We start from the raw sequence: 21,480 nt of genomic DNA on the forward strand, positions 1-21,480 counted from the left end.
CAGCATAAATAAAACAAAAGTAGTCTTAAAATTCAACATTAAATGCTATTGTATTAATACTATTGTTAATTTAGATATTAAAACAGGAGCGCAAATGCGGAAAACAGATAAGAAAATTGATAATGCGATCCGTGATGCTTTAATCCTCGTATGTGATCATGCACAACTTTCCTTTGAGGGATTTCAATGGTTAACTCACTGTGTGAATTACGATAATTTTCCAAACAGCCTCAAAATTATTTGTGTCTTTAACACTGATGAACAATTAGCTAATTTACGACAAGGCGATTATGGCAGGCTGTTAAGGCAATTAATTAAACAACATTTAGCTGATATTAATGTGGTAATAAAAAATGTAGATAAACAAGTTTTGTTTGATAGCGAACAAGCCTGTGTCACTACTCATAATGGTAAATGGGCGCAAAAATTAGCTCAGCATTAAAAACAATAATCCCCCCTGCCATGACAAATATGGCTTATACATCTACATTTAAAATAGCACTAGGGCTACAGGTTAATTTACGTCAAAGAAAATTGTGTACTCAAGGATGTCTTCAGTGTGACGACATTAGATGTATTTTAAGATTATCAATATCAGTTTATTGTAACGGATATTGGTGATCTGTTTTTTACTAATCATGTCATTTAATCTGAATTCAACGCTAATCAATAAATATGATCAGGTTTTCTTGAACATTTAGATCAAGATTTGTTGGCTAAAGGACTAGATAAATGAAATTAGTAAATGGCTTAGTTACTTCTCTTCTATTGATTAGCTTAAACGTCTCTGCGCAAGAGAGAGATGATATTTTTGTCGGTGCTAAAGTCGGTATTAGTAACGTTGATTTCAATAGCTATCAGGGCTCTAAATCCGGTTCAGGTGTTGATTATGGGCTTGAGTTTACTTGGTTACATAATATCTATCAAAATATCAGCTTAGGCATAAATTTGAGCTTAGATCGTTTTGAAAATCAATTATATGGAAAATTTGATAGCAATCATTCCTCACTCATTATATCCCCTATGATCTCATATCGTATTGTTGCACTAACACCTAAGTATTTAGGGAAAAATTATATACGTTACCATGATGGTTTAAGCGTGTACTTTAAATTAGGTCTTGGCTGGGCTCAATCTGATATTACTTATTCAAATGGCAGTATGAGAGATGATGGTGCAATTGATTCATGGGGGCTTGGATTGAAGTGGCAAAGTACCAGTAACTGGGCTATAGGGATTGAATATAATCAATTAGATAATCATTTATGGGGACTAGGTGAACAGAATTATAGTCTCAAAAATAAATCAGTTATGGGTATTATTAACTATCGATTTGATACGTAGCTTTCAATGCTAGGTTAATTTTACGCACTGAAAAGCCTAAAAAATCCACATTGTTATATGTGGATTTGTAGGGTTCAGGTAATGCAGAGATTAACCGATGTTCTTACAGCGTGATGCTAGAATAGGATCAACATTGCCTTGAATTTTTTGGATTTTAGCCGCACGCTCACATTCCCATTTTGATACTGGGTATTGTTTGTCCCATGCACTCATTAATTGGCGTTGTTGACGACTCATTTTATAGCTAGGGTATACCGCATCAAAGTACATATAAGTACGCGCTATCACACCACGCGCTCGTTCTGGTGGTTGTGCGTCATGGTCTTTTTTATCAATGATCATGTCGCAACTACCAAATGAACGATAATCTTTACTGGCTGTTTTAGGCAGCATTACATAATTGTAGTTTTGACGCGCAGCATTAACAGCACCAATAGCAGGATATAAGTTGTAGAGGTCTGACTGCATTAGGCGATATTCTTTATTCGCTTTCTCGGCACATTTACGGCCTTTAAACGCCTTACCTTTGTTATCGACACATACTTTTGCCCCATCACGCCATTCACTAAATGCGCGACCAAAGTTTTCGGCAGGAACAACGTGCTCTGCCTCCCATCGCTTGGTACGCTTTTTATAAACATCCGTTGTGAAACCAGAAGGTAAGGTTATGTACTTTTTGTTGTTAAAATCAGCACCACAATAAATAGTTTTCATATCTGCAGGGTTAGTATAGATCTGCTGTTGCATGATCTTTTTCGCTTTGCTGAATGATTGGTTGGTAGTGTTACCTTGTGGCGTTTGCGCTAATGCAAGAGTCGGTAATAGTGCGACACTAAGTAGAATAATTTTAGTTGGGTTCACGATGTTCTCTTTTAGATTGTGCGATCAATGTGTGAATCTACTGACGAATTGATATGACAAAACCAGCGTGGCTTTGGTTTTATATTTAGTTAATACTATGAATATTAAGTGGTTTTATAATGCTGCTTATTCGGGTAGGATTACTTTCACTCGCCCTACATCTCCGGTAGTTAAACGAACTTTGATACCGTGTGGATGTGTTGGTGAATTAGTGAGGATTTTTTCTACTGTACCTGACGTGAGTTTCCCTGTGCGTTGATCTTGCTTTAAGACAATCTCTACGTTTAAACCAATATAGATATTTGAACGATTTGTACCTGACATATTGACTCTTTTATTATTAATTTTTCAGGCTGTATTATTGTTTTTTTACAGAAAAACGCAACTGAATATTAAAAGATGCTTATTTTGTACATCATCAAAAGGATTTTTGTATGGCTCTAAGTTAGAATTATTTGTTAGGCTTACAGGGAAATGAAAATATTAAGGGTAGCCGCATGAAAATAATGAAACATATTCTATTAGCAACGACATTAGGTTGCGTAAGTATGAGTGTTCTCGCCGCTCCGCAACCACAAAAGACATTACAACCTGAGTGTGAGGCTGGCTTTACGAGTATTGTTACTGGAGACTTTAGCAAAGAACCTCAACGTACTTGCTTGCCAACAGATCAAAAGCAAGCAGTAAAAATTAAGCTTGGTCAAACGATTCAATTGAATCTACCTGCGAATCCTTCAACAGGAGCATCGTGGGCATTACGCTCAATGCCTAATTCATTAATGTTATTGAGTGTTGATTATCATAACTCAGCACAGTGTAAAAAAGGTATGGTGGGTTGTAGTGGTTTAAGATCGTACACATTTGAAGCTGTCGCTAATGGTGTTGGTGAATTAAAATTAAATTATGGTCGAGCATGGGAAAAAGACAGTTGGGAAAGTAAAAATATTACCATTTCTGTCCAACCTTAGCCCATTAGTTATATATAGGAAGAGCCCTCCTGGTTGAGGGCTTTATTAGTACAGTAACGTTAATATTAGTGTTGAAGCGCTGGACAGTCTTTAGGTAGTAATTGCTCTGGTATTGCTGGCCCTACCCCCATATCTGCTGTCCAACCTTTTAAGCCACCTGTTTTCGGATCGAAATCACTGCATTTATAAGGTTGATCTTTAACTTGTATAGTTGGCGTTGAATCTGGATTTATATTTTTAGGTAATGATGCTGCTGGCAATTCAACGATTGTATTTTTTTGTGTTTGTTCAATCGTAGTGTTTTTACTTGTCGTTTGATCACTTTTGATAATTGTAAATGCTAAACTGCATATTACTATTGCGCTAAGCACTGCTAGTGCAGATTTAGTTGACTTCTTCATGGGCTATTCCCTCAGAAAAACACAAGTTGGTTATCTATGAGCTATTTAAAGTCTATTTTATAGAGAAGATCAAATTATGTATTAAAATAAACACTTAATTGCTTGTTTAAGCATCTATTTAATAATTTATTGCTACTAATAGTGAATTTATTGTTTGATAACGCATTGGGTAATGCAAGCTTACTCTAATTTTCGATGTGTTGACTGACTTATCATTTAACCGTTATTAAATATCTCTGTATAGTCAATTTTTTAGTCTTTTTTATCGTGAGCACTATAGTCCATTCCATCTTTTATACCGAGCGATTTTTCTCATATATTCCCTAAGCTAGGAGCAACAATACGTTTAACGACTGTGTTAACTCCTGAAGGTAAGGTTGATATTCGTGGTGCAGATTTACGCTCTGATGAATTGGTTAAATCATCAACTCATCTTCGTGTCGGTATTGATTTAAATTCTGGTGAGCTATTTAATATTGGTTATACCAGTGATTGGCTTGAAATTATGGAATGGAATGCTGTTCATAATAGCATTAAATTTACAGCGGCTATTCAAGGGGCAATGTTTACAGACACACCACGGACAGATAAAAAATTCAGCCTTTCTTTTTAGCTGTTAATAGTTTGTTGATATTCTTTTAGGGATAATCCAAATTGCTTTTTGAAACGTTGCGCGAATCGTGTTTCAGACTGATAACCACAAAGCTGTGCTAAATCAAGTTGCGTATAGTGCTGTTTTTGCAGTAAGGTCAACGCATATCCCATTCTTAATTCAGCTAAAACCTCCCTGAATTGGGTTGATTCTTCACGTAACCGACGAATCAGTGTTGATTTACTTAACCCAAAATGTTGACAGACTGATTCAATGCTATGATGTTCGCTTGGCTGTTGTCTAAATAGTGCAGCTAATTTGTCACGCCATGATAAATCTTGAGAACTGAAAAGTAGATGCAACTTTCCCATATTAGCTAAATACTCAAATAACGCATTTACCATGCACTCTTGAACGTTACGTGGTAATGATTTTGGCATATTAATCAAGTTCATAAAGAGATACTCGCCTGCGGGATCAAATAAATAATCAGGTGTTGTATGACAACTTGCATGGCGCTGAGAACGATTAATGAGTTCGGTGTTTGGCTTAGTTAAAAAACATAGTTGCAGTGATGAAAATATTGCTTGCGATGGTTGATTAATAAAAGTTTGTTGTGAATGTCCTGACGTTAGTAACCAGTTTTTAGGATTGATATTAATCCAATCATTTTGCCACTGTAGTTTTTTTACGCCAGTTTGTACCCAAACAATGGATGGATAGACAAAAGGTACATTGCGTAATTGCTGTGATTTTTGACCGGTATAATGAATACACTGAACTATTGCTGACATACTATCCCCCTTTAAATTTGAGATGACTTTATCGATGCTATAACAAAGAAAGTCTCATAATAGATAACTATTGATGAGACTTTTCTATAATACTGACATTGACGTTATTAACGTTGATAATGCGCAGTAATAGTCGATTTCGCTAATGCAGTACCATTAAGCATAAAGCTCACCAATGCACATGATGCATCATCAGGCACTTCCAATTTTTCACAAGGTAATGCCCATACTGTGAATACGTAGCGGTGAACACCATGACCTTCAGGAGGACATGCACCGCCGTAGCCATTAAAACCGTAGTCATTACGCATTTCTAAACCTGCAGTAAGATTTGCAGATGCGCCTTCAGCTAATTCATGTGTTGATGCTGGAATATTAATTACCTGCCAGTGCCAAAAACCGCAATCAGTAGGTGCATCAGGATCAAAACATGTTACAGCAAAACTCTTCGTACCTTGAGGTGCATTTTCCCAAGCTAGTTGAGGAGAAATATTATCACCATCGTTACCAAAGCTGTTAAATGAAAAACGCTTTTCGTGGTGTTGGCCTTCAGTAATACTGTTACTTGTCATTGTAAATGTAGACATGGTTATATGCTCTTATTTATTGTCGATGGAGTTACTATACGAGTTTTTTCTCACAAATATTCACCTTTAAGTGTCAATTATTGATTTAATTATGGTAATTGTGACCCTTATTGTGTTTTGTTGAATTTTTTGACTTTAAACGTTGCCAGATGTGATACAAATTAACTTCAAAATACCATAAGGATGATTATTAGATGAAATTGATGCCCCTACTCTTACTTCCAAGTTTATTCTCGCCCTTTGTGATTGCTCAACCAACGTGTACTGTAACTTCTTTTCAAGCAATTAATATTGAACCAACCATAGAGGCCGCTAAGTATGATGAGGAAAGTCAAACTGCAGAAATACATCATCAACCTCCTATGCGTTGTGCCAGTATTACTTTTCAAACGGCACATACATTAAATAAAGTTGTTAATGCTATGCATGATGAATTTGAAGTCACATATGCCGATATGACTACAACACAATCACATCTTATAAAATTCTCAGATGATGCTACTGACTCAGGTTACATTCAATTACGTCGCCATAAACCTCAAACAGCCTACGCTTGTTTTTCTACATCAAGTACACCTATTACTTCTATTACGTGTAAATTTGAATAACTCACACTTAATAAGCATTACCACTCAAGACCATAAATAGATTAAATTGCCTTTATTATATAACTGTATATATAATCAGTATTATTTTATCCAGTGTAATGAATGGACTTATATGCGTATTGAATTAATGGTTAATAAAAATAATGTACCTGAAGATACATTTCACCAAGTTGAACGTGAATTTACTCGGCGTATGGCTATTTCTTGGCCCGATGCTTTAGTGCGAGTACGTTTAGGTGGTGCAAATGAATTAAGTGTATTGGGTGGTATAAAGGAAGATAAGCAGCAAGTTGAATTACAACTTGAAGCAATGTTTGATGAAGCTGAGGACTGGCTAGAGCAGCCAAGTTACGATATGTAGTACGTTATAATTGCATATTGAGCTTGCTAATTTAATACTGATGATGCTACTGATAAATGCTTATAATAATATCATTATTAGTTATTGGTGAGCTTTATTATGAGCACGTTTATTTCAAAAGATATTTGGTCTGATTTTACTGCTGATCCCGAGTTTCCTGGTTTTAGTTTTCGCGATACTGATGAAAGTAATGCGAATTGTGTAACTGCACTACTTGAACGCTGGGAGGCTGGTACCGTAGAAGATCCACATCATCACCCACATGATGATATGTCTATTATAGTTACTGGTGAAATCGCGATTCAATTTCACCTTCGTGTCGATGGTGAGTTGGTTAAAGATGGCGAACCAATGATCTTAACCGCGGGTCAAACAGGTTATATCAAAGCTAATCGCATTCATAGCGTAGTATATACAACTGATTGTGACATGGTATATATCCAAAATAAAACATTTGGCTTTGAAGTTGATAAGTAATTATTAACGAATACCTTATTATATAAAAACTCTTATAATTATTTGTGAGAGTTTTTTTAGAAATTTTGTTTTCTGCTACTTTGATTAATAATATATTTGGAGACACAAGCGATTATTTAATGAAAAAATACGTAACGCTTTTTTATTTTGTGGTTTTTATCGCATGTCATTGAAACTATTCTGACTTAATAGAGCAACAGTATTATATATTAATAATATTTTAAGTTAACTGGTGTGATTATGTTCGATTTTATGGCGACTTTTGTATGTCCAAAATGTGGTAAATCTGAATATCTTGTAGGAAAAAACATTATTTTGTGTGTTTGCGGATATCGTGTTGATTATATTAAAGCATAAAACACATCACTTAATATACAGATAGAATATTTTCTAGCATATCTAACACTCCAACTTTGATATTATGCGGAGTGCTGTAAGCTTTACAATATTCAAACGCAATATCTTCTTGTGTTGTACATGGTAATTTATAATATTTTTCTTCTATCTCTGCAGGTAGGTCTTTTATTGCATAAGTTAACGCATACATATTCGCAATTGTCTGCAAATCATCGGTTGGCTCTTTGAGATCAAAGGGAGTAATTGAATGAATATACCCTAAACGAAAAATAGCCAATTCATGTGCTGTTTTTACCTCAACGTTTGCATGTGCTAAGCAATTATAAAATAAAGAAGCTCCAAGTATTGATATTGTAATTAATTTCTTCATTACCCCTCAATCCTATTTATATTATGGAAGCTATTTATAGCATATATGTTGTAAATTTCACATCAAGTCAATGTTATGATACTGCAAGATATTTAATATCATGAGTTTATGATAAATTTTTATTATGTATTAAATCAGTCCTGCCATCACTATTATGCAATTGTTTTCCATATTTTCTTACCATAGCCACGAGAATATTCTATTAGTAGATTATCTTTTTAATAGTTAGCGTTTTTTATAAATAACGATAAAATGCTTCACTAAATATCATATAATTCAAAATGCTGGTGAATAAATGAAACCTTTTTCTAGGAAGTTCTCGACTGTAGTTCTCGCAAGTCTTGCCTTAGTCTCTACTAATGTCTGCGCAACATCTTCTGGCGCAAATATGTCAATTTGGATTGATGTAGGTGGTCCTGTTGGTGGCCCTTATGCAACTGTTGTCCAAAATGGAGCGAAACAAGCAGCTGAAGATCTTGGGGCTAATTTACGGGTCGTTTATTCAGATTGGCAACCACAAAAGATGATTGAGAACTTTAAACAAGCTGTAGCCGCTAGCCCGTCAGGAATAATTATTATGGGGCATCCTGGTGACAGTGCTTATCAACCTTTAGTCACTGAAGCAGAAACCAAAGGTATTAATGTTACGTCTATTGATACCGCTTTACCTGCGAGTATGAATGCAATGCAAAATAAGGGCTTTGGCTATGTAGGTGTAAGCAATGCAAAACGCGGTATAAAATTGGCAACCGAAGCTTTACGTCGCGGTCAATTTAAAGCTGGTGATCGTGCATTAGTCTGGGGAATTAAAGATATTGCAGAACGAAGTAAATCAACTAGAGGAATGATCAAAACCTTGGAGCAAGCTGGATTAACCGTTGATTTTCTTCAAATATCTCCAGAAACAGATAAAGATCCATCATTAGGTACTTCAGCGATTACTTCATACCTTGCCAGTCAGATGAGTACAAAACTGATATTAGTCGATCATGGATCACTTACATCACAAATGGCTAATTTTTTACGTAATGCGGGCGTAAGACCTAAAGAGCTTTTTGTTGCTGGATTTAGCTTATCCCCTGCAACAGCAGATGCTATTCGTAGTGAATATGTTCAATTAGTCGCGGATAGCCAACCTTACCTCATGGGGTATTTGTCTGTTGTACAAACAGTTTTAAGTAAACGTTATGGTTTCTCTGGTCTAAATATTGATACTGGTGCAGGATTTGTTGATCTCAATAATATTGATTTTATTGCGCCATTAGCTACAAAAGGTATTCGTTAATGTGTTCTAAGGCATTAGTGCTTACTGATATTAATAAGTGGTTTGGTCCGATTCATGCGTTGCGTAACATTAACTTAAGTATTAATGGGGGTGAAGTAGTTGCATTACTTGGTGACAATGGTGCAGGAAAATCAACGTTGATCAAACTTATTGCAGGAATTGAATCATTTGATTCTGGTCATATTACTATTCAGAATAAAAGTATTGATAAACAAGGCTATAACGTAAAAACTGCCCGTAAACTCGGAATTGAAACCGTTTATCAATCAGGGTCACTCGGTGAACAGCAATCAGTATGGCGTAATTTATTTTTAGGTCGTCATATTCGAACACGACTAGGATTTATAGATCAAAAACAAGAACGTCAACAAGCACAGCAGTTACTGCAAAAACTTGATTTTCGAGGTATTGGAGCAAATATTGATAGTTGTATTTCACAACTTTCAGGTGGTGAACGACAAGGGTTAGCTATTGGTCGTGCGATGTTATTTAATGCAAAATTAGTCATACTTGATGAGCCAACAACAGCATTATCTTTAGGTGAAGTTGAAAAAGTATTGCACTTTATCGAAACATTAAAAGCACAACACCGAGCTTGCTTACTCATTACTCATAATATGAACGATGCTTACCGTGTTGCTGATCGTTTCGTGGTAATGGATCGAGGCACTATTGTTGCTGAATATAATAAAGCCGACATGGATCAACAATCATTACAACATGCACTGCTTACTGCTGTTGGTCGAGGTGCTGCATGAATTCATTTTTTGGACGTCATCGCGCACCGATCATTACTAGTTTAATGTTGGTAAGCTTATGGTTGTTGTTTACGATATATAGTCCGCAAACCTTTAGCCATATGCGTATTTATACCTCGTTCATGTCAACGATCCCATTTACCGCGATGTTAGCTTTTTGCTTAACATTATTGGTTATCGCTCGTGAAATAGACATGAGTTTTCCATCGGTTATTGCGCTGGGCGGCTACGTTTTTGCGGCAACATTTCAAACTACACAATCACCCCTACTTGCTTTTATTGCTGCGGCTATCGTTGGTATTTTATGCGGCATACTTAATGGCCTGTTAGTCGTGTGCTTTAATATACCTTCAATTATTGCAACAATTGGCAGTCAATTTTTTATTGGCGGTTTAACTACCGTTATTGCTGATGGATTAGCATTAAGTTTACCTGAAGTACGTGATAGCTGGTTCCATACTATGATGGTTGGCCGAATAGCTGATGTGATCCCAGCACAAGCAGTATGGTGTCTGGTTATTTTAGCCGTTTTATGGTTGATATTATCGCGCCATGTATTCGGAGATAATATTAATTTTATTGGCGATAACCCGAAAGCTGCAGAGATGATGGGGGTACCAGTTGCCCGTACTCGATTGTTATTATTCGTTTTAATGGGATTAATGTCTGCGGTTGTGGGCGTTTTTGTTAGTCTTGAAATGAGCAGCTGGTGGCCGAATCAGGGACAAGGTTATATGTTACTCGTTTTTGCTTCTGTTTTTATTGGTGGTACATCAGTACTGGGCGGACGCGGCACACTATTAGGTACATTTTTTGGGGCGTGTATTATCGGTATTTTAGAAGCTGGTATCATTAGTGCAGGCCTAGCCGGATTCTGGACGCGGTTAGTGTACGGAATCATTATTATTGTTTCTTTAATGATTCATAGTATTTTGCTCAAGCAACATAAAGGCGCATGGAAACGGTTAATTCACTAACGATGATCTTATATACCTTTAATGATAAAGAGAGCTTATTGCTCTCTTTTTTTATAAAACAATCCAAGGTTGGTGCACTTTTAGCGTAAAAATGATTTGGTTATTGTTAATCTCAAATGGCAGTTTTTCTTGAAAAGTATCAATTTCATCCTGGTTATTACATGGCCAAAAGAAGTGAATACCATAACTTACATGTGCTAAACCTGATTGATGATCGTCGTCAAACTCTACCATATCAACTCGTAATGATGCTGTTGCAAATTGAAACCTAGAATCTTTCACATCATGTTTTGAATACAACATAGTTGAAAACAGGTGTTCGTGCCCTTGTACATAATCAATAATCGATTCAGCAATAGAAATTGATGGCTGAGCCATAAACGATACTTTTTCAGTCATAATTAATGATCTCCACTAATGATCCTATATTAATAATAGCCTGTATTACTAATAAGATAGTTGAATACCGAAAATAAGTGACATTGTAACATTTTAATTTAATGGTGTTTAACCAGATATTACACACAAAAAGAAGAATATGGCCTCCTATTTTAAAGGCCAATTATATTAACCTCTCTATCTTTAGCTATTTTATTCGATCTCTTGCTAGATCTTTTATTTCTTATAAATGCATGAATTATATGGATTTAATTTATCAGTCTTATATAATATCTCTTATAGCAGATCAAGAATGAAGACTAATAACAATGTCGATCGACCCTTCAAACGCTTTAATACATAACGACGTCACGCTTAGACCTGGATCTTTGCGTCAACAAACAGTAATAAGCCAACAACTTCGTCAACGTGATCATTTTGTATCAAATCCAGCATTAGCTTATATCTATTCCCTTGCTGCAACTGATACAACCGGTGGTCAAGCGAATGCACGTTATACTTTAGAGCGCTTTAGTCGATTTTTATTGGGATCTACATTTGATCGAATTGATTGGTTAATGTTGTTAACAAGCCCTACCCTTATTGAAAAAGCAATGGCCGCTTTTTTAATTCATCGAGCCAAAACTAAAGCAAAGATGAAAGGTTTATTTTATGATCCATCGCGGTCATTAAAAAATTTACATATTAATCCACTAAAAAAAGCACTTTTACTCATTGGAGATTATTACTATCAGCAACAACAAATTTCATCATCACAGTTAACTGATTGGCAAGATTCAATCGAGAAATTTTCAGTTCAGAACCAAACACAACATGAATTAGATCCAGGTTGGCTCGCACCTATTGCAATTGAACAAACATTAACAATCGAATTAACATCTCAAGCTCAAGTTATGCTAGAAGCATTTAGTTGTTATTGTTTAAGGCCTTGTATTGAAAGAATGGATTGGCATAGTGTTCTTTATGCTCCCGTTCTACAAACCTCGATGCAATCATTTTTATCTTCACGTTTAACAATGAAAAGTAGCGATAGAAAGCAAGATTATGCCCCTGCTACAGCCGATAATTTGTTAAGAATGCTACGAGGTGTAGCCCATCATGCATGGTTATCTGAGTCGATTTCAGTTGAAACACTGCAACGGATTAAGGCAATAAAATTACCTCGGGGTTCACGACAATCAAGTGGTCGTTACTTAAGCTATACTGACGTTGACCAAATATCGGCGCTAACTTTGGCACAATCAAATAAAATAAAAGCATTAAGAGATAATGCTATATTTTGGTTAATGTATGAGTCAGGCTTACGTCGTGCAGAGGTTATTGGACTTGATATCGGTGATATTGACCTTTATTTATGCAAAATTCGAGTCATGGGTAAAGGTAACAAAGAACGCCATGTACCATTTTCGAAAAGCAGTGACCTTTATTCAGCTATTGAACAATGGCTAACGATTCGTCTACAACATTCCCAAAATATATCGAGCTTTTTCTGTGGTGTTAATCGTTATCAGCAACTCACAGCACAACGTTTAACGACTCAAACATTAAATGATCTTTGTAAACATATTCATCAACTTGGTTTTTCACGACGAATATCACCTCATGACTTTCGTCACTCTGTCGCGACTAACCTATTACGCTCAGGATATGATTTATTATTAGTGAGTAAATTTATGGGACATAGCAGTATTACGACAACTCAACGTTATGATCGTCGAACTGATGATGAATTACAAGGTGTTACTCCAGGTCGATAACAGATCACACTATACAACAATAGTTTCAATACTTGTCATGCAACATGTAATGTAAGTAGGATTATCCTGCTATATTATTTTATAATTTCATGGAAATGCTATCGTATATAAAATAATAAATGGAGTTTTTATTTTGATGTTTTTCCGTGTATTTTTGCTGATTACTTTAGCTTGTTTTCATACTTCGAGTTCAGCTTTAACTGTTAATCAATATGGAAATAAATACAGTTTACTTCCTTGTACAGGCCTAGAAACTAAAATTAATAGCTTTGAAAAAAGATTAACTATGATGTTATCTAATGCATCAAAAAAGGGAAAGTCTAACTTAAAAAACGAATATCAGGCATTGAAAAAATTGTATAAGCAAAAGCAATGTCATAAAAAAGCACCTCGATAATTAACTTATATTATCGAGGTACAGACAAGGAGTTTTACTTTATAGGTTTAAGCTAATAATGTGTAACTTAGATATAAGTTTAGAGCTAAAACAATAGCAACAATAATTAAGCCTAGAGTTGATACTATTTTACTATTTTTGTATTTACCCATGATTTTTTTACTGTTAGTGAAATAAAGTAATGGAATAATTGCTAATGCAATACCAAAGCTTAAAACCACTTGGCTCATTACTAATATTTCAGTGGTATTGACAGCTAGTGCAATAACAATAAAAGATGGAATCATCGTAATAGAACGACGTAACCACATAGGAATTGTAAAATTAACAAAGCCTTGCATCACTACTTGTCCGGCCATTGTACCAACGACTGTAGATGATAGGCCTGATGCAACTAACGAGATACCAAATAAAATTGAAGCAGCTTTACCGACTAAGGGAGTTAATGTTTTATATGCTGTTTCTATTTCTGCAATATCTTGATTACCAGAGTAATGGAATACAGCCGCAGCCATCGCTACGATAGCTATATTAACAAAGCCGGCAATAACCATTGCTATTAATACGTCATATTTTGTTGAGCGCAAGCGTGTTGATACTTTCTCACCATACGTATTTTTAAATAATGCTGAATGTAAATAAATAACATGAGGCATTACAGTTGCACCAAGAATACCTGCTGCTAAATAAATTTGATGAGGACTATTTAGTGTCGGTACAACTAAACCTTTTATTAATTCATGTGATGCAGGAGGAGCAATAAATAATTCAAAAATATAAATAACAGCAACTAGTAGTAATAATGCACCAATAATAACTTCTAATGGTTTTTGACTCTTATTATTAAGCATTAATATCATAACTGTTGCTATGGCTGTAATAACAGCACCTTCCATTAAGCTGATATTAAATAGTAATTGAAAACCAACAGCTGCACCAATAAACTCTGCAAGATCCGTTGCCATTGCTATTATTTCAGCCTGTATCCAATATGGCATTATTGCCCATTTTGGAAGATGATCACGTAAGTGCTCAGGCAAATTTTTTCCTGTAACTATGCCTAATTTAGCGGATAAATATTGAATTAACATTGCCATTAAATTCGCCCATAGTACCACCCATAAAAGTTGGTAACCAAAGGCAGAACCTGATTCAATATTTGTAGCAAAGTTGCCTGGATCAATGTAACCAATAGCAGCAATAAATGCAGGGCCTAATAAAAGTAGTTTCTTTTTCAGTTTTAAGCTAAATGGGGTTGGCTGCATTTCAAGTGCGATAACTGCTTTATTCATAAGTGACTCCTTTGTCATGAGTCTACTTTACGTAATTTGCAAATGAGAATCAATATCATTTAGAGTGCAAACATGATTGCTTACATTTCACTTATGAAAACAAAGTCATTAATAGGTAGTAGCTATTTACCTATCGCTATTTAGAATTCGAATACGAACTTTATCACTTTTAGTATATATAATGTTACTTATATCGAAAAAATGTGATCCCTTTTCAATAATATGCATAAGAGTGTTTAATCTTTTTATAAAAATCGATATTGTCATCGGTAATGACTTGTATGTCTTTAACATATTTTTGGCTTAGGTGTTAATACCTATTTAATATAGGTTGATTTTGTAATTCTATAAGATTAACCATTAATAATAAGTATGATTGTTAATGAATACATCACCGCTTTAATTATGATAGCAAAATGGATGTTGAAAAAAAGGATGTAGTATGGAAGCCGAAGTAAGTAATAAAACACTAGCTTTTGAGACCGATGTAATTCAATTATATCTTCGTGATATTTCTATGAAACCACTATTAACAAAAAATGAAGAGGTTCTTTATAGTCGTAAAGTATTAACAGGAGATGTCAGTGCAAAAAATATAATGATTGAAAGTAATTTACGTTTAGTCGTTAACATTGCTAAACGGTACCGTGGTAGCTCTATTCAATTAAGTGATCTCATTGATGAAGGGAATATCGGACTTATTACTGCGGTAGATAAATTTGATCCTGAAAGAGGCTTTCGATTTTCAACTTACGCGACATGGTGGATTAAGCAAACCATAGAGCGTGCTATTCACAATCAAAGTCGCACTATTCGGTTACCCGTCCATGTATCAAAAGAAATTAATACCATTGTGCGGACACATAAACATCTACTGAATACTCAAAATAAAGAACCTAAAAATGAAGATGTTGCACAAAAATTAGATCGTAGTGTTGATGATATTTCTACCCTCTTATCTTACGATGCCCCTATTATATCCTACGATCAGACCATCAATGATGATGCTAATTCACAATCACTTGCTGTGTTTTTAACAGATGATAAAGCAGTTAAACCAGATAGTCATTTAGATGAACTAGATATAAAACACATCACATCTTCTATTTTAGATTCTCTATCTCCAAGGGATAAAGAGATTATTTGTCGTCGATTTGGCCTGCTTGGTCATGAATCACAAACACTCCAAGAAGTTGCCGATGAAGTTGGATTGACACGAGAACGAATTCGTCAACTACAAGTTATTTCATTGAAAAAACTTCGTAATTACCTTCAACGTGATAATTACGATATCTCAATACTATTTGCTGACACTGCATGATAGATTGTTTGCTATTATTTAAAGGAGCACTTAATGTGCTCCTTTTTCGTTATAGTTAAGGTTTGTTATGCATTTAAAATCATTATTAATTGCGGGTTCGATATTATTTTTTTCAGGGTGTGCTAGTTACGGTGTAACTGAAAATGAAATGCAATCTTACCTAAATAAAGAAACTCAATTTAATCATTCGGTTGGTATTCAAGGTATAGCTTACGCAACGGGTAAATTCGATAATATTAAAGTTGGTATCGGGCGTATAGCTAAAAATAAAGTCAATGTAGCAGCTACAGCAACTGCTGATTTAGAATTAATGGGACAACCAACTCAAAATATCGCAATTAAAGCTAACTTTAGTGCAATCCCTTATTACAACCAAGAGCAAGGTGCTATTTATTTAAAAGATCTTAGCATTGAATCATTAGCAGTCACACCTGAACGGTTAAATAATGTATTGACGAAACCTGTTATTACTCCGATTGTTTCTTTTTTAAGCCAAGTATTATCAACAAAACCTGTTTATAAGCTAAATGACAATGAATTAGAGCAAGCTCTCTTGAAAAAAACCAAACCTGAATTAGTTATTGAAAATCATAAATTAGTTTTAGATTGGTAATAAATAGTTATTAAGATAAAAAGCTCTTTGTATAAGGGCTTTTTATTGACTAAATTTTGATTGCTCTAAAAAATGTGTACCAGCTGCATCATCAATCATCTTTACAGCCCTTTCCGCCTCAAAAGATCGTTTCATAGCCTCTGCAGCATAATCTCTTGTTGTAGGGGTTTGACTCGTAATAATTAGCATTAATACAAAAATAATAGTAGCAACAGATAATATAGCGACAGTATATATTCGTCGAATAATACGCGCTTCACTTTGTTTAATTTCAGTTTTCACTGCACGTAAAACATCATAGTTAGTGATATTTGAACGCACTCTTTGGTTTTGATCCATCTTAAACATTCAGTATGATTAATAAGTAACTTATCAGTCTATCAAGCATTACTGAATTTAAGCTTACATAAGTATAAACTTGTAAGTATAAAACCTTTTACATAAAGACATAAAGTTATAGTGCATTAGTAATAAAAAAGACAGAGCCTAGCGGCTCTGACTTTCTTATAAATTAATAACGAATGTATATACTATTAGAAATATTGCTAATAACCATACAGGGCAATTGTACTTCTTGATTAATATGTAACCGATAATAACGGCAATAATATCTCCAATCGATTTAATTGAACTCGTAATTACAGGATTAATTAATGCGCTCGCTAATAAACCAACAACACATGCATTAATCAACACAATTGCTTGAATTAAACGTGGATGACTAAATAATGCCTTCCAAGCAGGTAAAAATGCGAATAGAAGCAAACTACCAGGAAAAAAAACAGCTATCGTTGCAATAATACTCCCCATAATTGGCATTTGAGGTATTGCTGAAGCCCCCAAATAACTCGCCATAGTAAACATAGGTCCAGGAACCAGTTGAGCAGAAGCATAAGCACTCAAAAAGGTGTTATCCGTTACCATACCATCAAGCATGGGCTGTAATAGCGGTAATACAACATGCCCACCACCGAATACGAAGCTCCCCGCCTGATAAAAGATAGAAAATAATTTAATGTTCTCATTCGTAGCAGCAATTAATGGTAATAAAATTAATAATCCTGAGAAAATAACGACTAAGCCAATATGTGGCCGAATAGGTTTAATCAAATGCTTATCGACTATTGGCTGGGTTTTGAATGACCATAAAAAACCTGCAATACTTGCTACAATAATCGGTAAAATTTGGCCAAATAAACCACTACTGAACGTCACCCAGATCATCGTTAATAATGCTGTCGAAATAGTAGCTATTGAGATTAAATTCTTCTTCACCATACCCCATAAAGCATCAGTAACCACAACAACCGCCAGTAGTTTAGCTGCAGTAATGATGTATTCGACAGTAACAGAGCCACTAAATTGGTTATTAGCAACAGCTAGAAATGTTAATAAAATAAAGGAAGGTAAGGTAAAACCGATAAACGCAGCAATAGAACCAAAATAACCCGCCTTTTTATAACCGATATACATCCCAAGCTGGCTACTTGCAGGGCCAGGTAAAAACTGACATAGCGCAATCGCCTGTGTAAAATCCTCATCACTGAGCCATTTATTTTTAACTACAAACGCTTGTTGAAAATAGCCTATATGTGCTGCAGGTCCACCAAAACTACATAAACCTAGCACTAAAAACTGCCAAAAAACCGTTAACATCAATCACATCTCCTATAGTGAAGTAACTATTTTAACGGTTGTTTATCTATTACTGAAATCGTTTGTACAGATACATATCATTATTGTAATCGATGAAAGCAAGCTTTGTTGTACCATGTCATTTTCATGGCGATTATAATCCTTTATTATACAAATCATGTTTTTCTGTGTAATAACAAGCAAACTACCCTGCTTTGCTTGCTCTTCAAAGAGTCGATGCTTATGTTAGAAAATCTTCAACAAATGGTTATCCTGGCTGCAATTGGCCATGAACAAAATTTTACCCGTGCGGCAGATAGATTAGGCATCTCTAAATCTCAAGTAAGTAAACAAATTCGTTATTTAGAGGAACGTTTAGGCTGCCAGCTCGTTCAACGTAGTACACGTACAGTGGCCTTAACGGAAATCGGTTTACAATATGCCGATTACGGTCAGCAACTGGTTGATACTGTTAATGAAGCTGAAGCGATGGTGGCAGGATATCGTAATGAAATAAAGGGCGTGCTACGAATTGGCATTGCACAATCTTTTGGCAATATTCATATAACATCAGCTTTGGCTGAGTTTCAAAAAAGCAATCCAGAATTAGAATTAGAAATAAGCTTATTTGATCATCGACCAAATTTATTAGAGGAAGGATTTGATTGTTGGATAGCCATTCATGAACATCCACCTGAAGGCATGGTTGCGCGGAAATTAGCTAACTGCGAATTTGTGGTAGTTGCATCACCTGATTATATTGCGTTACATGGAAAACCAGAAACCCCTGGCGATTTACGCCGCCACAATTGTATAACTTATCAAAGTCGTGAACGTAAATATGTTAATTGGGCTTTTTCTCGTGATGGTGTACAGCAATCAATTCGAGTTAGAGGTAACTACCGTATAGATAACGCACCTGCGGTATTGGATGCCGCTGTCAGTGGCTTAGGTATTGCTTACTTATCGACCTATTTAATGACTAATGAAATCGAAAGCAATAAACTCATTCAGTTACTTCCAGAATGGAAAACGACGGTTGATTTGCCAATTTATGCAGTTTACCCTCGCAGAAAATACTTAGCACCAAAAGTACGTTGTTTCATTGATTTCATGGCTGAACGTATGGCGCAGGCACCTTATAAAACGCCGAGGCCAATGCAATAGCCGATGAGTAATAGAACTTTATTTATACACTAATAAACAAAAGCTACAACGCGGCCATATATCACCGCGTTGTTACTTTTACAGTAGCAGCATTTACTCTAGATGCTGCTTCTTCTGCGCAGGTAAAGCATACATACGACGTAAGATATCTTGTACGCCTTGTGGTTGATCTGCTAATTTCTGTGCAAATAACTGCTGTTCTTTGGCTGTAATTTGGTCAGACTCAATATCTGCTGCGATGTAATTTGATGGGAATAAATGATAATTTTCAGTTATTTGTTTATCAATAATAGCAGCAAGTTCATCTGGAGTATCAGGTGCATCAGTGATCACATCACCAAAGCTGATATGGATTCGTCGTTTCTGACCCACAATACCTTGTACAATACTTTCTATATCTTCAAATTCAGATTTTTCATAAGTACCTGTGGTCGCTTTTTGGTACAACTCTTGTGCTTTTGCCAAATCACAAGGATCGTTTTCATATGAAATAGCGACAGGAACAATATTAAGCCCACTCATAAACTCAGCAAACGGTAATTTTTGCTTACGTCCTTCCATAAAGAACATTTTTAAAATAGCTGGATCAGTTTTATCGTTACCGTCTTTTGCTCGCCCTTCTTTTTGTGCTATCCAAATATTATTGCCGGTCATTAAAGAATGAGAAATATAGCTAGAAAGTAAGCCTAATGACTTCATTAACTCACGAGGACCTTTTGATGAACGCTTTACAATAAAACTCTTGTTCAAACGCATCAATTCAGTAGCACATGGTTTTTTTAGTAAATTATCACCAATCGCAATGCGGACAGTATTGAAGTTCTCATGGAACAAACACCAGTTCACCATTGCCGGATCCATAGCAATATCACGATGATTCGAAACAAATAAATAAGCTTTATTTGGGTCGAGTTTATCTAAACCGGTTGTTGTTACACCGTCACATGAATGATCGATAGTTGCTTGCATATACCTTGCAATATAATCTTGCACATCTTTAACACTGGTCACATTCGACCATTTTTTAACAAGAAAACGTTTTATTAACGGAATTAGCAACCAGCCAAACATACCGGAAGCATGAGGAAAGCGGTATTTTAAAATCGCATTGATGAAATCTTTATCATCAATAAGACGCTGGATAGCCCCTTTAACTTCGTTATCATTGTAAGGGCGGATTTCTTTATAAATATCGTTATCTATACACACAATAAGGCTTCATCTTGAAAAAACTTGGTTATTTTACTGATAAATTCTATTTTACCAAATAACCTAAATCAATAAGGAGTATGGTTGGAGACCGAACCACGTCTAGTCGTTGAATTTTCAACCACTATTAATCATAAAAAGTGCGTTCTAATGCAAAAACGACCAATCATACACTGATTTTGATTATTGTCGCCTATGCAATGTTGACGATGTAACAAAAACAGCCGAATATGTGCAAGATATCGAGTTAGAGAGACATTATGAAACAAGCCATTGAGTTTTCCAAAAACGAGCACCCTTTTCTTTTTGTTGGTTCTCGCCGAAAAAGCCACAACGCCTACTTTATCGTTGTTGCTAGCGGCTGCATATTAATACGCTTAGGTAAACACGAGCACCTCGTATCCCAAGGACATGGTTTTTGGGTGCCTTTTGATTGTTTACATGCATTAACAGTTTTACCCGGTACTCGTTTTTTTAAAGTCGCTTTTTCAATCCGTTTACGACAGCCACTATGTCGTGATGCAGGGTTCTTTGTAGTTAGCCCATTACTTGATGCTTTATTGGTTGAACTTGAAAAGCAACCTATAGAAAAACATGACTGGAATGGCACTGAAGGACGCCTACTTAAAGTTATAGCGGATCAAGTATCAAGCTTATCAGCTTCAACACAATCGTTGTCACCTGCGATTAATAAACAATATCATAATGCACTTGCGCTATTACTTAATGGCAACAAAATTACCGAACAATCGGCGACTCAAAATATTGAACCCGTATTGGGTATGACCTTAAAAGAATTTGAGTCCTGTATTACCATACGTGAGGCGGTTAAATTAGTCCGTTCTGGAAGGAAGTTACCGCAAATTGCCGCGCAGTTGAATACATCTGAAGTGTTACTTGAAGCACTTGCCATGCCTATTTTAGGAAAACCTTTTTAACAATAAAGATTT

Annotated in this window: 27 protein-coding genes; 16 read left to right on the top strand and 11 right to left on the bottom strand. The window is 35.4% G+C overall.

Features of this window, described 5'->3' with window-relative positions:
• Positions 1-94: 94 nt before the first annotated feature.
• Together C0W29_RS11395 and C0W29_RS11400 are read left to right on the top strand one after the other, a co-directional pair.
• The gene (locus C0W29_RS11395; protein ID WP_045041458.1) at positions 95-442 is read left to right on the top strand and encodes a hypothetical protein; all 348 of its coding nucleotides are present in this window, start codon (positions 95-97) and stop codon (positions 440-442) included.
• Positions 443-732: 290 nt separating this feature from the next.
• The gene (locus C0W29_RS11400; protein ID WP_045044692.1) at positions 733-1,344 is read left to right on the top strand and encodes a porin family protein; all 612 of its coding nucleotides are present in this window, start codon (positions 733-735) and stop codon (positions 1,342-1,344) included.
• Between the two features lie 90 nt (positions 1,345-1,434).
• Here the strand turns inward: C0W29_RS11400 and C0W29_RS11405 are convergent, their stop codons facing one another.
• Positions 1,435-2,205 carry an endonuclease gene (locus C0W29_RS11405; RefSeq protein WP_045044693.1) on the bottom strand — a complete coding sequence of 257 codons (771 nt, stop codon included), beginning with the start codon at positions 2,203-2,205 and terminating at the stop codon, positions 1,435-1,437.
• Positions 2,206-2,331: 126 nt separating this feature from the next.
• A complete protein-coding gene (locus C0W29_RS11410) occupies positions 2,332-2,529 on the bottom strand; it encodes a YwbE family protein (protein WP_045041220.1) in 198 nt (65 codons plus the stop codon).
• A gap of 173 nt (positions 2,530-2,702) precedes the next feature.
• On the opposite strand from C0W29_RS11410, the gene C0W29_RS11415 reads away from it, so the two are divergent.
• Entirely contained in the window at positions 2,703-3,173 is a 471-nt protein-coding gene (locus tag C0W29_RS11415; protein ID WP_080895348.1) for a protease inhibitor I42 family protein, read from the top strand.
• Between the two features lie 65 nt (positions 3,174-3,238).
• On the opposite strand, the gene C0W29_RS11420 is transcribed toward C0W29_RS11415, so the two are convergent.
• Positions 3,239-3,574, bottom strand: a complete 336-nt coding sequence (locus C0W29_RS11420; RefSeq protein ID WP_045041221.1) for a hypothetical protein — start codon at positions 3,572-3,574, stop codon at positions 3,239-3,241.
• A 355-nt stretch (positions 3,575-3,929) separates the two neighbouring features.
• Between C0W29_RS11420 and C0W29_RS11425 the strand changes: the two genes are divergently transcribed.
• Entirely contained in the window at positions 3,930-4,187 is a 258-nt protein-coding gene (locus tag C0W29_RS11425; protein ID WP_045044694.1) for a hypothetical protein, read from the top strand.
• On the opposite strand, the gene C0W29_RS11430 is transcribed toward C0W29_RS11425, so the two are convergent.
• Positions 4,184-4,960 carry a helix-turn-helix transcriptional regulator gene (locus C0W29_RS11430; protein ID WP_045044695.1) on the bottom strand — a complete coding sequence of 259 codons (777 nt, stop codon included), beginning with the start codon at positions 4,958-4,960 and terminating at the stop codon, positions 4,184-4,186. The genes C0W29_RS11425 and C0W29_RS11430 overlap by 4 nt on opposite strands.
• 107 nt (positions 4,961-5,067) lie before the next feature.
• Positions 5,068-5,547, bottom strand: coding sequence for a YbhB/YbcL family Raf kinase inhibitor-like protein (locus C0W29_RS11435; RefSeq protein ID WP_036790189.1), 480 nt, complete (start codon positions 5,545-5,547; stop codon positions 5,068-5,070).
• 194 nt (positions 5,548-5,741) lie between these two features.
• Between C0W29_RS11435 and C0W29_RS11440 the strand changes: the two genes are divergently transcribed.
• From C0W29_RS11440 to C0W29_RS11450, 3 genes are all read left to right on the top strand, one after another.
• Positions 5,742-6,155 (top strand): hypothetical protein, encoded by a 414-nt coding sequence (locus C0W29_RS11440; protein ID WP_045041224.1) that lies wholly within the window; start codon positions 5,742-5,744, stop codon positions 6,153-6,155.
• Between the two features lie 112 nt (positions 6,156-6,267).
• Complete coding sequence (locus C0W29_RS11445) at positions 6,268-6,516, top strand: DinI-like family protein (RefSeq protein WP_045041225.1); 249 nt, start codon at positions 6,268-6,270, stop codon at positions 6,514-6,516.
• A gap of 99 nt (positions 6,517-6,615) precedes the next feature.
• Positions 6,616-6,993, top strand: coding sequence for a cupin domain-containing protein (locus tag C0W29_RS11450; RefSeq protein ID WP_045041226.1), 378 nt, complete (start codon positions 6,616-6,618; stop codon positions 6,991-6,993).
• A gap of 367 nt (positions 6,994-7,360) precedes the next feature.
• On the opposite strand, the gene C0W29_RS11455 is transcribed toward C0W29_RS11450, so the two are convergent.
• Positions 7,361-7,720, bottom strand: coding sequence for a hypothetical protein (locus tag C0W29_RS11455; protein ID WP_045041227.1), 360 nt, complete (start codon positions 7,718-7,720; stop codon positions 7,361-7,363).
• Positions 7,721-8,015: 295 nt separating this feature from the next.
• Between C0W29_RS11455 and C0W29_RS11460 the strand changes: the two genes are divergently transcribed.
• From C0W29_RS11460 to C0W29_RS11470, 3 genes are read left to right on the top strand one after another with little or no spacing between them, the layout of a single operon-like run.
• Complete coding sequence (locus tag C0W29_RS11460) at positions 8,016-9,005, top strand: sugar ABC transporter substrate-binding protein (RefSeq protein ID WP_045044696.1); 990 nt, start codon at positions 8,016-8,018, stop codon at positions 9,003-9,005.
• A complete protein-coding gene (locus C0W29_RS11465; protein WP_045044697.1) occupies positions 9,005-9,763 on the top strand; it encodes an ATP-binding cassette domain-containing protein in 759 nt (252 codons plus the stop codon). The genes C0W29_RS11460 and C0W29_RS11465 overlap by 1 nt, the downstream gene beginning before the upstream one ends.
• The gene (locus tag C0W29_RS11470) at positions 9,760-10,740 is read left to right on the top strand and encodes an ABC transporter permease (protein ID WP_045044698.1); all 981 of its coding nucleotides are present in this window, start codon (positions 9,760-9,762) and stop codon (positions 10,738-10,740) included. Before C0W29_RS11465 ends, C0W29_RS11470 begins: the two co-directional genes overlap by 4 nt.
• A gap of 51 nt (positions 10,741-10,791) precedes the next feature.
• Here the strand turns inward: C0W29_RS11470 and C0W29_RS11475 are convergent, their stop codons facing one another.
• Positions 10,792-11,139, bottom strand: a complete 348-nt coding sequence (locus tag C0W29_RS11475) for a hypothetical protein (protein WP_045044699.1) — start codon at positions 11,137-11,139, stop codon at positions 10,792-10,794.
• 308 nt (positions 11,140-11,447) lie between these two features.
• Between C0W29_RS11475 and C0W29_RS11480 the strand changes: the two genes are divergently transcribed.
• Positions 11,448-12,896, top strand: coding sequence for a tyrosine-type recombinase/integrase (locus C0W29_RS11480; protein WP_045044700.1), 1,449 nt, complete (start codon positions 11,448-11,450; stop codon positions 12,894-12,896).
• A 136-nt stretch (positions 12,897-13,032) separates the two neighbouring features.
• Entirely contained in the window at positions 13,033-13,293 is a 261-nt protein-coding gene (locus C0W29_RS11485; RefSeq protein WP_045044701.1) for a hypothetical protein, read from the top strand.
• Positions 13,294-13,340: 47 nt separating this feature from the next.
• Here the strand turns inward: C0W29_RS11485 and C0W29_RS11490 are convergent, their stop codons facing one another.
• Positions 13,341-14,585, bottom strand: coding sequence for an Nramp family divalent metal transporter (locus C0W29_RS11490; protein WP_373455685.1), 1,245 nt, complete (start codon positions 14,583-14,585; stop codon positions 13,341-13,343).
• Positions 14,586-15,027: 442 nt separating this feature from the next.
• Here C0W29_RS11490 and rpoS point away from each other — a divergent pair, with 442 nt between their 5' ends.
• Together rpoS and C0W29_RS11500 are read left to right on the top strand one after the other, a co-directional pair.
• Complete coding sequence (rpoS, locus tag C0W29_RS11495; protein ID WP_052671596.1) at positions 15,028-15,906, top strand: RNA polymerase sigma factor RpoS; 879 nt, start codon at positions 15,028-15,030, stop codon at positions 15,904-15,906.
• Positions 15,907-15,973: 67 nt separating this feature from the next.
• Complete coding sequence (locus C0W29_RS11500; protein WP_045044702.1) at positions 15,974-16,519, top strand: DUF1439 domain-containing protein; 546 nt, start codon at positions 15,974-15,976, stop codon at positions 16,517-16,519.
• A 42-nt stretch (positions 16,520-16,561) separates the two neighbouring features.
• Here the strand turns inward: C0W29_RS11500 and C0W29_RS11505 are convergent, their stop codons facing one another.
• Both C0W29_RS11505 and chrA read right to left on the bottom strand, forming a co-directional pair.
• The gene (locus tag C0W29_RS11505; RefSeq protein ID WP_045041234.1) at positions 16,562-16,858 is read right to left on the bottom strand and encodes a hypothetical protein; all 297 of its coding nucleotides are present in this window, start codon (positions 16,856-16,858) and stop codon (positions 16,562-16,564) included.
• 165 nt (positions 16,859-17,023) lie between these two features.
• On the bottom strand, positions 17,024-18,175 hold the full coding sequence (chrA, locus tag C0W29_RS11510; protein ID WP_107174052.1) for a chromate efflux transporter: 1,152 nt from the start codon (positions 18,173-18,175) through the stop codon (positions 17,024-17,026).
• Positions 18,176-18,397: 222 nt separating this feature from the next.
• On the opposite strand from chrA, the gene C0W29_RS11515 reads away from it, so the two are divergent.
• Positions 18,398-19,321: a LysR family transcriptional regulator gene (locus C0W29_RS11515; RefSeq protein ID WP_036790224.1), complete on the top strand. Its 924-nt coding sequence runs from the start codon at positions 18,398-18,400 to the stop codon at positions 19,319-19,321.
• 93 nt (positions 19,322-19,414) lie between these two features.
• Here C0W29_RS11515 and C0W29_RS11520 read toward each other — a convergent pair whose 3' ends face one another.
• Positions 19,415-20,530: a 1-acyl-sn-glycerol-3-phosphate acyltransferase gene (locus C0W29_RS11520; RefSeq protein ID WP_045044703.1), complete on the bottom strand. Its 1,116-nt coding sequence runs from the start codon at positions 20,528-20,530 to the stop codon at positions 19,415-19,417.
• Between the two features lie 260 nt (positions 20,531-20,790).
• On the opposite strand from C0W29_RS11520, the gene C0W29_RS11525 reads away from it, so the two are divergent.
• Complete coding sequence (locus C0W29_RS11525; protein WP_045044704.1) at positions 20,791-21,468, top strand: cupin domain-containing protein; 678 nt, start codon at positions 20,791-20,793, stop codon at positions 21,466-21,468.
• Positions 21,469-21,480: the final 12 nt, after the last annotated feature.

This window comes from Photobacterium kishitanii (genome assembly GCF_003026355.1).
Classification (GTDB): domain Bacteria; phylum Pseudomonadota; class Gammaproteobacteria; order Enterobacterales; family Vibrionaceae; genus Photobacterium; species Photobacterium kishitanii.